At 70.4% G+C, this 14,709-nt stretch carries 13 protein-coding genes, 1 tRNA gene and 1 other RNA gene; 7 read left to right on the top strand and 8 right to left on the bottom strand.

The window, feature by feature from the left end; all coding sequences use genetic code 11:
* Nucleotides 1–29 precede the first annotated feature (29 nt).
* Nucleotides 30–1,697, top strand: coding sequence for a carboxylesterase/lipase family protein (locus tag OG990_RS30880; protein ID WP_406077996.1), 1,668 nt, complete (start codon nt 30–32; stop codon nt 1,695–1,697).
* 123 nt (nt 1,698–1,820) lie between these two features.
* Here OG990_RS30880 and OG990_RS30885 read toward each other — a convergent pair whose 3' ends face one another.
* Together OG990_RS30885 and OG990_RS30890 are read right to left on the bottom strand one after the other, a co-directional pair.
* The gene (locus OG990_RS30885; RefSeq protein ID WP_406081953.1) at nt 1,821–2,315 is read right to left on the bottom strand and encodes a hypothetical protein; all 495 of its coding nucleotides are present in this window, start codon (nt 2,313–2,315) and stop codon (nt 1,821–1,823) included.
* Between the two features lie 92 nt (nt 2,316–2,407).
* Complete coding sequence (locus OG990_RS30890; protein WP_406077997.1) at nt 2,408–2,962, bottom strand: hypothetical protein; 555 nt, start codon at nt 2,960–2,962, stop codon at nt 2,408–2,410.
* A 104-nt stretch (nt 2,963–3,066) separates the two neighbouring features.
* Here OG990_RS30890 and OG990_RS30895 point away from each other — a divergent pair, with 104 nt between their 5' ends.
* Together OG990_RS30895 and OG990_RS30900 are read left to right on the top strand one after the other, a co-directional pair.
* Nucleotides 3,067–3,717, top strand: a complete 651-nt coding sequence (locus tag OG990_RS30895) for a DUF1349 domain-containing protein (protein WP_406077998.1) — start codon at nt 3,067–3,069, stop codon at nt 3,715–3,717.
* Nucleotides 3,718–3,872: 155 nt separating this feature from the next.
* The gene (locus OG990_RS30900) at nt 3,873–5,108 is read left to right on the top strand and encodes an MFS transporter (protein WP_406077999.1); all 1,236 of its coding nucleotides are present in this window, start codon (nt 3,873–3,875) and stop codon (nt 5,106–5,108) included.
* Here the strand turns inward: OG990_RS30900 and OG990_RS30905 are convergent.
* Together OG990_RS30905 and OG990_RS30910 are read right to left on the bottom strand one after the other, a co-directional pair.
* On the bottom strand, nt 5,083–5,274 hold the full coding sequence (locus OG990_RS30905; protein ID WP_355610817.1) for a DUF397 domain-containing protein: 192 nt from the start codon (nt 5,272–5,274) through the stop codon (nt 5,083–5,085). The genes OG990_RS30900 and OG990_RS30905 overlap by 26 nt on opposite strands.
* On the bottom strand, nt 5,265–6,032 hold the full coding sequence (locus OG990_RS30910; protein ID WP_328421393.1) for a helix-turn-helix transcriptional regulator: 768 nt from the start codon (nt 6,030–6,032) through the stop codon (nt 5,265–5,267). The genes OG990_RS30905 and OG990_RS30910 overlap by 10 nt, the downstream gene beginning before the upstream one ends.
* Before the next feature lie 199 nt (nt 6,033–6,231).
* On the opposite strand from OG990_RS30910, the gene OG990_RS30915 reads away from it, so the two are divergent.
* Complete coding sequence (locus OG990_RS30915) at nt 6,232–6,471, top strand: flavin reductase (protein ID WP_406078000.1); 240 nt, start codon at nt 6,232–6,234, stop codon at nt 6,469–6,471.
* Nucleotides 6,472–6,477: 6 nt separating this feature from the next.
* Here OG990_RS30915 and OG990_RS30920 read toward each other — a convergent pair whose 3' ends face one another.
* Nucleotides 6,478–7,314, bottom strand: a complete 837-nt coding sequence (locus OG990_RS30920) for a class I SAM-dependent methyltransferase (protein ID WP_406078001.1) — start codon at nt 7,312–7,314, stop codon at nt 6,478–6,480.
* Between the two features lie 373 nt (nt 7,315–7,687).
* A complete protein-coding gene (locus tag OG990_RS30925) occupies nt 7,688–8,071 on the bottom strand; it encodes a hypothetical protein (protein WP_334493201.1) in 384 nt (127 codons plus the stop codon).
* A 669-nt stretch (nt 8,072–8,740) separates the two neighbouring features.
* On the opposite strand from OG990_RS30925, the gene OG990_RS30930 reads away from it, so the two are divergent.
* Complete coding sequence (locus OG990_RS30930) at nt 8,741–9,226, top strand: hypothetical protein (RefSeq protein ID WP_406078002.1); 486 nt, start codon at nt 8,741–8,743, stop codon at nt 9,224–9,226.
* An 880-nt stretch (nt 9,227–10,106) separates the two neighbouring features.
* Here OG990_RS30930 and OG990_RS30935 read toward each other — a convergent pair.
* Nucleotides 10,107–10,832, bottom strand: coding sequence for a hypothetical protein (locus tag OG990_RS30935; protein ID WP_406078003.1), 726 nt, complete (start codon nt 10,830–10,832; stop codon nt 10,107–10,109).
* A 610-nt stretch (nt 10,833–11,442) separates the two neighbouring features.
* Nucleotides 11,443–11,527 (bottom strand) — tRNA-Ser (locus tag OG990_RS30940).
* An 82-nt stretch (nt 11,528–11,609) separates the two neighbouring features.
* Between OG990_RS30940 and ffs the strand changes: the two genes are divergently transcribed.
* Both ffs and OG990_RS30950 read left to right on the top strand, forming a co-directional pair.
* An RNA gene (gene ffs / locus OG990_RS30945) (signal recognition particle sRNA small type) lies at nt 11,610–11,699 on the top strand.
* 215 nt (nt 11,700–11,914) lie between these two features.
* The gene (locus tag OG990_RS30950; protein ID WP_406078004.1) at nt 11,915–14,698 is read left to right on the top strand and encodes a DNA polymerase III subunit gamma and tau; all 2,784 of its coding nucleotides are present in this window, start codon (nt 11,915–11,917) and stop codon (nt 14,696–14,698) included.
* Nucleotides 14,699–14,709: the final 11 nt, after the last annotated feature.

A 14,709-nucleotide genomic window follows, 5' to 3' on the forward strand; every position in this document is an offset into this window, starting at 1 on the left:
CCGTACCGGCTTCGACGAATGGGGGAACCATGACCAGCATCCCGTACCCCGGATCGGGTTCTGTGCGGCGGCGGCCCACCCGCCGGGTCCGGTCCCGGGTGGCCCGGTGGGTCGCCGCGCTGGGTGCCGTGCCGCTGCTCGCTCCGACGGTGGCCGCCGCCCCGGGCGCCTCGGCGGCCACTGGCCGGAGTGCGGCCGTCGTGCGGACCGACCAGGGCGCGGTCCGCGGGACCGTCGCGGCGGACCACCGCTCTTTCCAGGGCATCCCGTACGCCCGCCCGCCGCTGGGCGCGCTGCGCTGGGCCCCGCCGCAACCGGGTCCGGTGTGGACCGGCGTCCGGGACGCGAGCCGCCCGGGTGACGCCTGCGCCCAACTCAAAGGGCTGCCGATGGACGAGCCCTCGGAGTCCGAGGACTGCCTCTACCTCAACGTCACCACGCCCCGCACGTCCGCTCGGACGCCCCGACCGGTACTGGTGTGGCTGCACGGCGGTGACTTCCGGTTCGGCAGGGGGGACGTGTACGGCGGGCAACGCCTGGCGACCGGCGGTGACGTCATCGTCGTCACGGTGAACTACCGGCTCGGTGCGCTCGGCTTCCTGGCGCATCCGGCGTTGGCGGACGCGGGCCGGTCCGTCGGCAACTACGGCCTCCAGGACCAGCAGGCGGCGCTGCGGTGGGTGCGGCGCAACGCGGCGGCCTTCGGCGGCGACCCCGGCAACGTCACCCTGTTCGGCCAGTCCGCCGGCGCGACCAGCGTCTGCGCACAGCTTGCGTCGCCGGCCACCGCCGGCCTGTTCCACCGGGCGATCATGCAGAGCAACTCGTGCGCCAACCCGGTGCGGACCCGGGCCGAGGCCGCCGAGGCGGCCGAGGAGTTCGCGCGCGGGGTCGGCTGCGCCGATCCGGGTACGGTCGCCGCCTGCCTGCGCGGGCGTGACCCCGCCCGGCTGATCGAGGCGGCCGGTTATCCGGGCGCGGGTGTCGACCTCGGCCCGGTCGTCGACGGCCGCACGCTGCCGGTGGACCCGGCCGACGCGCTGGCCACCGGGCGACTGCACCCGGTGCCGGTGTTGACCGGGATGAACCGCAACGAGTCCACGCTCCTGGTGTGGGGGATGGAACGCAGTGGGATGAACTGCCCGGCGCCGCCTGAGCCGGGGCAGCAGCCCGAGTCGTGCCCGCTGACCGACGAGCAGTACCGCGAGCAGGTGGGGGCGGCCTTCGGTGACCGGGCGGGAGACGTGCTGGCCCGCTATCCCCGCGACGACGCGCACGTCGCCAGCGAGACGTTGGCTGCCGTGCTCACCGATCACGACTACGCCGAGCCGGTCTACTCCGCCGCGCTGCAGTTCGCCCGTCGAGTGCCGACGTACGCCTACGAGTTCGCCGACGAGGATGCGCCGTTCTTCACCGACGGGCCCGAGTCGACCTTCCCCACCGGGGCGTACCACTGCGCGGAGCTGCCGTACCTGTTCGCCGTCGACTACGCCGAGGCGCTCACGCCCACCCAGCGGCGGCTCTCCGACGAGATGGTCCGGGCCTGGAGTGACTTCGCCCGGGTGGGCCGGGTGGACTGGCCCCGACTGCGCAGCGGATCGCCGTACGTGCGGGTGCTGGCCGGGGGCGGTGGCTCCGGTACGACGGAATTCGCGGCGGCCCACTCGTACGACTTCTGGCGGTCGTTGCGCGGCTGACGCCGTCGCTGGCCTGGCGGGTTGAGCGGACCGGTCCCATCCGGACCGGTCCGCTCATCCGATGCGTGCGTCGTTCCCACCGTCGACAGGGGACATACGCAAGCCCGCACCCCCGGATCCGGTTCAGCACGGGCCCGCTCCCTCGTCGAAGAGGCGGCGGGCCCAGTCGGCGTACCCGGCGATGGTTTTCCGGACGGTGCGCCCGTCGTGCAGGAAGAGGTACGCGCGGTCCCCGCTGCGGGCGAGCAGCCCGTCGAACCGGTGCGTCCCCTGTGGAGCGTGCAGCCGGGTGACCGACGGATAGCGGGACCACACCTGGTCGACCGGTGAGCCCACGGTGATGCCCTCTGGTGTCCGCATCGGGTCGCCGACCCAGAGCAGCACCAGTTTGTCCTCGGCGAAGACCGGGCTGACCGTGTCGTGGCCGGCGAGCACCGGCCCGCAGGCTTCCATGTCGGTACGCAGGATGCCCCGGCGGGTCAGCTCGTCCTCGGTGTCACCGAACTCGATGTTGCGCAGGCCGTTCAGGTCGATGATCTCCACGCTGCCGGCGGGCCGGCCGTCCGGGATCGGCCCGGTTGGCGGCACGCCGCTTCCGGCGATCGAGGCAGCCGTCAGCAGCATGGCAATAAACGCAAATTGTCGCGATTTCATGGAATCCCCCAGTCCCCAACGGGACCGAGGCGTTCAGGTTGCTGCCAGTCGACGGATTACTGGTTTTCCCACTGCTCGACCAGCTCATCCCAGTAGTCGGCGCTGAGCCGGCGGCGCCCGTGCGCCAGCCAACCGTCGGTGTTCCGCTCCAGGTGCAACCCCAACTCGGCGAACGGGTCGATCCACGTGCCCGGCTCGACGCCGAGCCGGATCAGCGCCATGTTGATCGGCCACTCCTCGCGCGGCGCGTCGAGCACGTCGTCGAACGATGGACCCCAGGACAGCGCGCCACCCTGCCACACCGCCGCCGACTGGTAGCCGGCGCCGCCACCGAACTCCGCCTCCAGGTACGCGACCGGCCCCGGCTGCGACCAGCGGGCCAGCAGCTCTGCCAGTGCCGGCGACAGGACCAGGTCGAACGGACGCTCGGCACTCCGGTCGTCCACCGCGAAATCCGGCAGCGACCCGGTCAGCTCCACCACCAACTGCGGGGTGACCGGCAGCAGCGCGAAGTCCTGGCGCAGCTCGCCGAGGACCGCGTGATCCAGCTCGGCGGTCTGCTCGCGGAGCAGTTCCGCGTCCGCGACCACCGCGCTGAGCTGGTAACCCATCGAACCCTCCGCCGTCCACAGCCTGTGGATAGAACATGTGTACGACGGATTCCGGCCGGCCCGGCGTCGATCCCCGGACCGTACCCGTTATACGGTCCTGTGCCATGGCTGATCGACTGACCGTCCCCGGTATGCCGTCTCCGCTCGCGCCCTCGTCCGCGGGGCTCTGGCGGGTCGATGAGGCGACCGGCGCCGTGACGGTGTCGGCGCAGCCCCACACGGACCTCTTCATCGACCCGAGTGGCGGCCTCGTCAACGCGGGCGAGAGCACCGCGCCGAGCCCGGAGCCAGTCCTCAACGCGGCGACGCTGCTCGGCGACCTGCCGCCGGAGGGCGACTTCCAGTTCAGCGCCCGGGTCACCGTGGCCTTCGCCTCGACCTTCGACGCCGGGGTGCTCCTGGTCTGGCGCGACGAGCGGTGCTGGGGCAAGTTGTGCTTCGAGTTCTCACCCGAGCGTGAGCCCATGATCGTGTCCGTCATCTGCCGGGGCGTCGCCGACGACGCGAACGCCTTCGTGGTGGCCGACCGGTCGGTGTGGCTGCGGGTCTCGCGAATCGGCCGGGTCTACGCGTACCACGCCTCACTCGACGGCAGGACCTGGCAGTTGATCCGCGTGTTCAGTTTCGATGGCGAGACGTCCCGCGACCGGATCGGCTTCGCGGGCCAGTCACCGACCGGCGACGGGTGCAGCGCGACCTTCGACGAGATCCACTTCCGGCCCGAACGTCTCGCCGATCTCCGCGACGGCTCCTGACACACCCGCCGCTGTCCACAGCCTGTGGATAGAACATGTGTACGACGGATTCCGAACCGGCCCGGCGATGATCCCCGGGCCGTACCCGTCCGAGCGGCGAGGGCACCCGCCGCAGCCACCGCTGGGGCAGAATCTGCCGCTGGTGGGGAGGTGCGATGAGCTGGGGTACGGCAAGGGTGCTGACCGATCGCGACGCCGGCCGCTATCTCGGCGGGGTGCTGGTGTCCGGCTTCGGCACCGCGGCGATGTTGCTGGTGGCCGGCATCTGGGTGAAGGAGCTGAGCGGGTCGAGCAGCCTCGCTGCCCTGGTGACCCTGGGGGTGTGGGCGCCGACCCTGCTCGGGCCGCTGCTCGGGCTGCTCGCCGACCGGTTCCGCCGCCGGCCGCTGCTGATCGTCCTGCACGCGGTGATGGCGGGATTGCTGCCGGTGCTGCTGCTGGTCGACTCGGCCACCCGGGTCTGGTTGATCTTCGCGGTGATGACCGCGTACGGGATCACCTTCGTGCTGACCGACGCGGCCGAGGCCGCGCTGGTACCGGCGGTGGTTCCCGGACCGCTGCTCGGCGACTTCAACGGGCTCCGGACCACGATCAACGAGGGAATGAAGCTGCTCGCCCCGCTGGCCGGGGCGGGGCTGTTCGCCGCGTACGGCGCGCACCCCGTGGTGCTGCTGGACGCGGCCACCTTCGTGCTGGCCGGGCTCGTCTTCTGGTCGCTGCGGGTCCGGGAGCAGCCGCCCGGGCGTCCCGAGCGCTGGACGAGACAGCTCTCCGACGGGTGGGGGCACCTGCGCCGGCATCGCGCGCTGCGGCACATCGTCGGCTGCGCCGCGCTCACCATGGTGCTGATGGGGCTCAACGGCGCCGTCGCGTACGCCGTGGTGGACGCCGGTCTGGGCCGGCCGCCGGAGTTCAACGGCGTGCTCGCCACCGTTCAGGGCGTCGGGTCGCTCATTGGTGGCCTGGCCGCCGGATCGCTGCTGCGCCGCTTCGGTGACCGGAGGGTGGTGGCCGGGGCGGTCGCCGTCTTCGCCATAGGGCTGGCCCTGCGCGCCACGACCTCGGTCGGGCTGGTGGTCGCCGGCGGGCTGGCGGTGGGGCTCGGTGTGCCGCTGGTGCTGGTGACCGTCTGGACGGCGGTCCAGCGGGAGACGCCGAGCGAGCTGGTCGGCCGGGTGGCGTCCACGGTCAACACGCTGACCTTCGGTCCGTCCACCGTGGCCCTGCTGGCCGGCGCGAGCCTGCTTGAACTCGTCGACCACCGCCTGATCCTGCTGACCGCCGCAGTCGCCGCCGTTCCCCTGGCCCTCTGGGCCCTCCGCACCCCGCCGGTCCTGCCGAGTCGACCGGACGAGCCGGTCTCGGTCAGGCCCGCGGAGCGAGCTGGGTGACGAACGCGCGCCAGGCAGCCGGGGTGAAGGTCAGCGCCGGCCCGGTCGGGTCCTTCGAGTCCCGCACGCCGACCACGCCGGGCAGGTTGTCGGCGACCTCGACACAGTTGCCGCCGTTGCCGCTGCTGCGGCTGCTCTTGCGCCACCGGGCGCCGTTCAGCTCCATGTCTCCGCCACTTCCGTGATGAGATCGACCGACTGCCAGTGGGACAACGCCTCGCCGCGCACGTTCTCCCACGCCGCCATCATGGCCGCGATGTCCTCCGGGTCGCTAGCGAGATGTCCCTGGAGTTGGTTGTCCAGATAACCAGCGACCCGGTGATCGTGGCTGTGGGCGATCACGAACGGTCCATTGAGGCCGGCATAGGCGCCGACGGTGGCGGGCACGACGTGCACCCGGACGTGCGGCTCGGCGCAGGCCGCGACCACGGCCAGCAGTTGCTCGCGCATGGTCGACCGACCACCCACCGGCCGGTGGAGGATGGCCTCATCGATCACCGCCGTGAACTGTGGCGGATCGTCCCGCTTGAGCAGGCCCTGCCGGCCCAGCCGGGCCGTGAGATGCCGCTCGATGTCGCCCCGGGGGATCAGGCCCGCGCCACTGAGCACCGCGCGGGCGTACGCCTCGGTCTGGAGCAGCCCCGGCAGCACCACTGACTCGTAGGACCGCAATGACACCGCCTCGCGCTCGATTTCCTGCCAGGGACGGAACCAAATCGGGTCCCGACGTCTTGAAGTGTCCGGCCAGATGTCCGACACGTCCTTATGGAGGGCTTCCGCTGCCGCGAACCGGTGCCGAGGATGCGGGATGCGGCCCTCGCTCAGCCAGCGCGCCACGGTCTTCGGGTCGACGCCGACGGTCTCGGCGAGGGATTCGGTGGTGTGCCCGGTGTCGCTGAGCGCCACCCGAAGCGCGTCGTTCACGGCCCCTCCATCGGATGTCTCGAATATCTGCTGACCATATCGCTACGCGGTGTATCTGTCTGGTGACGCGCGCGAGGGTGATCCGCAGAAGACGGCGCGGCCGGTGGAGGCGAAAGAGTCCGGCGGTCGGCGTCAGTCAGGGGGCCGCCCGGGCGCGGAGGCCGGGTGGCCCCCTTCCACCGCGAAGGAGGCCCGGCCAATGCCCCGCGGCCATCGGGATCATCTACCGACCCGTCCCACCTGGCGTTGCCAGTCGTGTGGCATCGCGTGGCCCTGCTCGGCCGCCAAGTTGCGGCTGCTCGCCGAGTACCGGCGCGACCGGGTGGCGTTGCTGGTCTACCTGGCGACGCTTCAGGCGGAGGCCGGCGAACAGCTCGCCGGCCTGGACCCGGCCCGGCTGACCGACCGCTTCATCTCCTGGGCTCGCGCCCGCGGGTGACGGATGTCAGGGACGCCAGATCACGACGTCGATGCCTCGTCTGCGCTCGGAAAAGCGACCATCTCGCGCCGCTTCGGACAGGAGGCGACGCAGGTCCGCCTCGAAGGCGGGGAGTCGATCGGCGAACAGGTGTGGTGCCGAGCTGGACAGCGAGAACACTGCGGAGGCGATCTCGTCGACACCGCGTTCCACGACCATTCCCTGGTCGACCGTGATGCGGGTGGGACCGGTGAAGCCGGCCTGCCGCATGATCTCCTCCTCCCCGCCGGGGGTGCCGGAGGGCAGCCACCCCTGTCCGGCCCGGCGGACCGGTCCCAGGTAGCTGGCGACCAGGTCGTCGATCTGCTGCCACGGAGGCCGGGGGTACGGCAGCAGGTCGTCCCCGGTCACGCCCTGGTGCGTGTTGGCGCCGACGTGGACCCAGGCCCCGCCCGGCGCGAGCATGTCGCGGACGCGACGGGTCACGAGGGGCCGATCCATCCAGTGGAACGACTGGGCGAACGTGGCCACCCGGAACGTGCCCAGGTCGGCCGGCAGAGCCTCGGCGCGTAGGTGCCGCCACTCGACGTTGGTGACCCCGACCTCGTTGGCCCTGCGCCGCGCCTCGTTGATCATGCCCTGGTCGGCGTCGACTCCCACTGCTGCCTCGACCAGGGGCGCGAACAGGAGCGTCACCGATCCGGGTCCGCAGCCGACATCCAGGAGTCGGCCGGTGCCGTCGAGTCCGAGTTCCTTGCCGACGGCCTCGGCGAGGCTGGGCGGGTAGGGCATGCGCCCGACGCTGTAGTGGCTGGCGCTGCCCGCGTACAACGTCTCGTCCCACTCCCACGCCGAGTCAGCCACGACGTCGATGAGACCACAAGATCAACGCCCGGCGGACCGATTATGGTCTGCCGGGCGTTTCTGCTGATCAGCTGGCGGAGGATACGAGATTCGAACTCGTGAGGGTGTAAACCCAACACGCTTTCCAAGTCTGCTCGTCCCCGTACGCGCTTGACCGGGTCGGTTCGCTACCAAGGCGAACTCGACCAGTCGTTCGTCTACGCCCCCGCACGGTCACGAACGAGACGACAAGCGAGACGAAGGCACGAGGGTGGCGTCGCTGCTTGGCCTCGACGCTCATGGGATGTCAGTTACCGCTGCCGTCGATCCGCGAGAGGTGCGAGCAGGTGCGATCCCCGTCGGGAGACCGGCTGGACCTGTCCGCCGGCTGCGCTCACAACTTTGCGACTGCGTCCTCGAACTTCTTCGCCTGCGACGGTTTCACCTTCCCGGTCAGCCGCACCAGGATCCGCCTGTCCGCCGGTCGATAGTGGTACTCGGTGCCGAGGATCTGAGCGCCCTTCAGGGCGTCCTGGATGTACGTCGATCGGGCGTCGGCGTCCCCTGCCGTCGCGAACACCTCGACCACCAGGCCGCGGTCGATGCCGTACTTCTCGGCGTCCTTGTCACCTCCCGGCACGTCCGCTGAGGCACGGGAGGTGTACTGCCCAGGGCGACCGAGCTTGTCATTGGGATCAGTGTTCTCGTCCTGTTCGGCGGTATTCGACAGCGGAAGCCCAGCAGCGGTGAGAGCCCCGACCACGTCCTTGGCGCCCATCGCCGGCTTCTCGCTGGGGCTCACGGGGGCGGCCGGCGTCGTGGCACTCGCAACCGTCGCCGGCCCTGCAGCGGCTGGAGGCTGGCTGTTGCCACAGCCTGCCAGAGCGAGGGCCAGAGCAGCGACGGCGCTGGTTGTGGCGAGCTGGGAACGATACAACAGGACTCCTTACGTGACTTGCCACGCAGAGGCCGCGCGGCCTCGCCATGGTCCACAATTCGCGTTGGTCACGCCATCGTCCGCGCGGTCGATCATCTTTCGGCTAGTCGACCGACAATCGGTCCGGCTGGTACCACATGTCCCAAGGCGGGAAGCTGCTCCTGGTCGTAGTCCTGGATCTATGGATTACCGGCGAGACGGTTGCTGACAGCCCGGTTCGCAGGTCACGAGCCTCGGTCGGTCGATCTAGGGCTGGGACGTTGCAGTGGGTTGCTGTACTTCGGCGCTGTACGGCAACCAGGCCCAGCTCTAGCTCGACCCCGCACTGAGGAAGCTGGTCGGCGTGGTCGGCGGGGTCGGCCGGTGTCGGCTGCTGTCGTTTCCTCGGGGTGGGCGGCGTTGCCTGCGCGGTAATCCCTGTGCCACAACCCGATGGCGGACCGTAAGGACGAGTACGCTCGGCCGCATCGGCCAGTGGGAGCACTTGCCTTGGCCCGGCACACTCTGCCCGTGAAGAACCCGAAGCGTCGACTCCCGCCTCGGCTCATCCCTGCCCAGGTGGCGGCACGAGCCCGGCTAAACAAGAAGACCCTCGGCGGGTACGCCGGCCTTTTCGCCTTGCTGTTCACGATTATTGGGATCGGCTCCGCCCTCGAGGACGACATGCCGACGGCGAGCGCCAACGCGATCATCGGGGCGACCGCCCCCGCCTCCCCAACGCCCGCCTCGGCCAGCCCGAAGCCGACACCGTCGAAGACCACGACGAGCCCGCGGCCGAAGCCGACGCCGTCGAAGACCACGACGAACCCGCGGCCGAAGCCGACGGCGACGCGCACCACCAGCGCGCCCCATACCACCGCCCCGTCGATCCGCACCGGCGTGACCCCCGGCGCATTCTGCAAGCCGGCCGGCGCGCGCGGGCGTACCAGCACCGGCAAGCTGATGGTGTGTAAGACCTCGGCCACTGACAGCAGGCTGAGGTGGCGCGCGGCCTGAGCCGCCCTGAGGACGACGAGCCCCGGCCGAACCGGCCGAGGCCCCGTGCTGTTCCATCCAGCGAATGACATGCCGGTCCCCGGCCGGCTTACGCTTCGACCCGAAAGGAACAATCGTGGGCGCGGGACTGCCTAGCTGGCTACCGCCACCTGCGACGGCAGTCCATCGGCGTACTCGGAGTTCGTGGTTGTCGGGCCGGTTATCACTCGCTTCGTCACCCAGCCGGCACTGCCGACCTGCGCATTACGAGTCCGTCGCCTGACGCTGGCCTACCGCCTCACCCTCATGCCAGAGGTGATGTCCGGGTTCGTGGTCGTCCGCTCAAGCTCGCCGGTTTGGCTGCTCACTTGGCTGCTCGGCCGGGGCGCTCGGGCGGGGGCCGCTGCGGGATGGGTTGTCACTCGACCGACTCCACGACCATCCGCACCCGGTAGTTCTCCGGCTCGTCAGCTTCGCCAGGTGGCACCCTCGTGGTCTGTATCGATGTCGGGCGCAACGTCATGCCGTGGGGATCCACACCTGCCAAGCTAGCTGGACGTCTACTAAGGAGTTGGGAGTCACGGCGGGATCAGGGCGGCATCTCCGACTGAGCGACCCGCCGCGAGGAAGCATCGAACGTGCCGCCTGTGGCCGACACGTCACGACAGCAGGCGGCGTGGTGGCCGAGCTGAGCGGCACGGCATGACAACCGACCGCAGCAGACACTGCGCCGCACCGGCGTTCGGGACGAAGCGCTCTAGCTCGCCGCGTAAGGCGTCCGCGCTTACTTTTACTGCTAGACGGCCCGCCTGAGTACCGCTTGGATGACGTAGCGTCTTGCTGACACGAGGGCGAAGGGTATCGGTGTCCTCGATGGATGGTGCTGACCAGCCGACGTCAACTACTTCCATTCGTTCTTTACGTCGGTCCACTCAGCAGGCCCAGTGAACGTCTGGATGTACACCTTCTTCTCCTTCAGCGGGGAAGCCGGCGGCACGTAGAGGGATTCAGTTCGCTGGAGATTTCCGGATCCATCTCGCCACCAGAAGATTCCGGCCGAATCTCGGAAAGCCATAGCAATCCTTCCCCTTTCCGCCGCATCTGGCCCGACCATCATCAGCAGCTTTATATGGGCACTGAACTTGACTGTCGCAGCCGCACCGACAACAGGCTCCGAGAACTGCCATACTCCTTCATCCTTTCCGTTCTCATTCCGGATGCAGTAGTAGGCCCTCATGTCATAGATCGGCACATCGGAAGCGTTTCTAATCACAACGTCGAACCGTGGAACGTTTTTGTGGCTGCCGAAATTGGCCGTGGTAGTCCTTTCTAGCCAACATACCGTTTTTGCCGCCTGCTGCGCCAACGACTCCTCGTGGCGCTGCTTACGCTCCAACTCGCTGATCCGGTCACGCTCCGATTCAATCTTGTATACGTCCTGAGCTGCCCGGGCTGCCTTAGCCGCGAAGATGAGCGCCAGGACTGAGATCGTCATTCCCAACACACTGACTCCGGCGCCCACCCAAGCTGGAACATCTCCCCAATCGGGTTTGGCAGAGACTAGTGCCGCAGTCTCGGTCAGTCTTTGATGAGCTGGAACAGACGACGCCAGCGAACCGGTGATCATTCGTTGATCCTCCACGATGGCCGCAAGGCCATCCACTGATGCCTGCCCTCCCGTCCTGGAGCGGGCCAGGGGCAGCGCCCGGGGTGACAAGGCGGAGCGCCCTACTGGACGTACGGCCTTTCGCCCTGGCCTTGGTCTGCTCGGCTTGCCTAGGTCAATGGCTGACGGGATGGCACCTGGCCTCCACCGCCCATGGAGCGGATCGGTTCGGCAACGCCATCCCGGAGTCGTGTGACCCCGCCCGCGCCAGAGCTTGCCCACCGACGGTCTCTTCGTCCCGAACGCCGTTGCGGCACATCGTCTGCTGCTCTCGGCTGTCATCCGGTGCCGGCTAGCTCGGCAACAACCCCGCCTGTTGTCGTCAGATGTCGCCCAGACGCGGAGCGTTCGATGCCTCTTCGCTGCTTCGTGGGTGGTCGACCGGGTAGACGTCCCGACTCAGCCCGGACGCGGTCGTTCCCCCGCCGGCCGGGTTCACCGTCCGGCCACGAGCAGCCAGACGGGCCGGAACGTGGCAAGTGAGACGACAACTGAGACGAGAGCGACCGTAGAGACGACTCAGGGCCGGTCCCCGTGGGGCCGGCCCTGTCGTTTTTCCTGCTCAAGCGAGCGGAGGATACGAGATTCGAACTCGTGAGGGTGTAAACCCAACACGCTTTCCAAGCGTGCGCCCTAGGCCTCTAGGCGAATCCTCCGCGAGCCAGGATACAGGCCCCCATGGGCAGGGTCACCCCACCACCCCCTGAAGATCGACCGGCGGTCGGGTAGGCTTGGCGTCACCTCCCGTGCGGCGGTATCTCGTGAACCTCCCCAGGGCCGGAAGGCAGCAAGGATAAGCGAGCTCTGCCGGGTGCACGGGAGGCCTTTTTGTCTCCGGGGCGCCCTCGATCCACTCCAGGTCGCCGATGTGGGGCTGTCCCGGGTCGCGGACACCGCCATATCGCCGATATGGAGTCGATCAAGCGCGGCAACGTCGATCAAGCGCGGCAACCCAGGCGCGGCAAACTCAGGCGCCCGGCGGGGTGGGTGGTCACCCGCGCCCGACCGGCGCAGAATGGCTCGGTCGAGAGGAGGCGGGACGAGTGACGCTGGCGCTCTACCGCAAGTACCGGCCGCGTACCTTCGCTGAGGTCATCGGTCAGGAGCACGTGACCGAGCCGCTGTCGCGGGCGCTGCGCAGCGGGCGGCTCAACCACGCCTACCTCTTCTCCGGCCCCCGTGGCTGCGGCAAGACCACCAGCGCCCGGATCATGGCCCGCTCGCTCAACTGTGAGCAGGGCCCCACCCCCGAGCCGTGCGGCAAGTGTCAGTCCTGCCGCTCGCTGGCCACCGACGGTGCCGGCTCGATCGACGTGATCGAGATCGACGCGGCCAGCCACGGCGGTGTCGACGACGCCCGCGAGCTGCGCGAGCGTGCCTTCTTCGCGCCGGCCAGCAGCCGCTTCAAGATCTACATCATCGACGAGGCGCACATGGTCTCGACCCAGGGCTTCAACGCCCTGCTCAAGCTGGTCGAGGAGCCTCCGGAGTTCGTCAAGTTCATCTTCGCCACCACCGAGCCGGAGAAGGTCCTCGGCACGATCCGGTCGCGGACCCACCACTACCCGTTCCGGCTGTTTCCGCCGAAGGTGGTCCGCCCGTACCTGGAGCAGCTCACCCAGGCCGAGGGCGTCGCCGTCGAGCCGGCGGTCTTTCCGCTGGTGGTGCGCGCCGGTGGCGGCAGCATGCGGGACAGCCTCTCCGTGCTCGACCAGCTCATCGCCGGTGCCGGCCCGGAGGGGGTCAGCTACGCGCGGGCCGTCGCGCTGCTCGGGGTCACCGACTCCGCGCTGATCGACGAGATGTGCGACGCGCTGGCCGCCGGTGACGGCGCCGCCGCGTACGCCACCGTCGACCGGGTCGCCGAGGCCGGGCACGACATGCGCCGGTTCGCCTCCGATCTGCTGGAGCGGCTGCGCGACCTGATCGTGATCCAGCAGGTGCCGGACGCCGCCGCGAAGGGCCTGATCGACGGCCCCGCCGACCAGATCGAGCGGATGGCCGCCCAGGCCTCGCAGCTCGGCCCGGGCACGCTCTCCCGCTGCGCCGACATCGTGCACGACGGCTTGGTGGAGATGCGCGGCACCACGGCGCCCCGGCTGCTGCTGGAGCTGATCTGCGCCCGGATGCTGCTGCCCGGCGCGGACGACTCCACCGGTGGCCTGCTCCAGCGCCTGGAACGGATGGAACGCCGGCTCACCCTGAGCGGCGCCGACGCGCCGTCGACCGCCGCCGGCTCGGCACCGGCCACCAACCCGGGGGTACGCCCACAGCCGGCCTCTCCGGTCCCGGCTGCCGCCACCCCGGCACCCGCCAACGCCCCGACCTCAGCGCCCCCGTGGACGGTCGACCCGGCGGCGTCCCCGACCCCGAGCACGGCCGCCCCGAACACCCCGGCCTCGACTGCTCCGGTCCCTGGCGCTTCGGCCGCTGACTCGCCGATCCCGGGCTCACCCGGTGCGTCGGCAACCGCCACCGCACCCGCACCCGCCGACGGGGCCGCATCCGTCGCGGCCGGCCCCGGCTCACCGGCCCCACGTCGCGCGGTTCCGCCGTCGGCGGTGCTGCCCGACCCGGCGACGCCGGAGCCGCCCCGACCTGGTGCGCCGGCTGCGGCGCTGGACGCGGTCGCGGTCCGCCGGGCGTGGCCCGATGTGATTGGCAAGGTCAACCGGACCAACAAGCGGATCGCCGCCCTGATGCGTGACGCGGTGGTGCGCGAACTCGACGGCGACATGCTGGTGCTGACGGTCAAGTCCACCGTGCTGGCCAAGATGATGGCCGATCACGCGGCGGTGCTCACCGACGCGCTCTACGAGGAGTTGGGCGGGCGCTGGCAGATCCGCTGCGAGGTGGCCGGCGAGCGGGGTGGCGTGTCGCTGTCCGGTCCGCCGCGCTCGCAGCCCGCCGCGGCGGCCCGATCCGTCCCCGTGGACGCTCCGCCCGCCCCGACGAACGCGACCGCCGCTGCCGGCCCATCCGGCGGCTCGGGTGCCCGCGAGGACCTGTCCGGCGGCCCGTCCGGTGCACGGGGCGGTCCCGGTGCCTCCTCCGGCACAGGCGCGTCCAGCGGTCGCGGTACGAGTCGGCAGCCCGGCGAGCAGCCGTCCGCGCCGGCCGATGCCGAGGACGACTGGCCGGAGGCGGCCCGCCCCGGTGGCAGTGCCCCCGCCGTCGAGGCGACGGATGACGAGGACTGGCCGGAGGCCGCCCGGCCGGGCGGCGCCACCGCCGTGGACGACGCCGCGTCCGGCAGTTCCGGATCGGCACCCGCCCCGGCCAGCGCGAACGGCACGGACCGTGGTCGCACCGACGTGAACAGCACTGACCCGGGCCGCACCGACGGAACGGGCACCGGTGCGAACAACACTGACCAGGGCCGTACCGGTGGAAGCGGCACCGGCGCGAACGGCGGCGGCCCAGGCACGGCGACCGGCGGCGGCAAGCCGGGCGGACGGGCCAACCCGACGCCGGCGGCTCGCCAGCCGGCCACCGGCGGTGCCCCGGTGAGCAGCGCCATCGCCGCCGCCCGCGCGGCGGCGGCGGGGCGCGGTCCGCGTACCGGAGCAGCGGCCCGGCCCACCGCGGACGCCGAGTGGGCCGGCGAACCGCCCTACGACCCGGACTTCGACGGTCCGTTGCGCGCCAAGCCGGGTGGCGCGGCACCGGCGGCCACCCCGACCTACGAGGGGTTCGACCCGGGCGACGAGCCGCTGGACGAGGTCATCGACGAGAAGACCGCCCGGGAGTCCAGCGAGGAGCAAGCGGTACGGCTGCTCCGCGAGACGTTCGGGGCCGAGAAGATCGACGAGGTCGACGCGCGCTAGCTGCGCTTCCC

It is taken from the genome of Micromonospora sp. NBC_00858, from assembly GCF_045207365.1.
In the GTDB taxonomy this organism is placed as follows: Bacteria; Actinomycetota; Actinomycetes; order Mycobacteriales; family Micromonosporaceae; genus Micromonospora.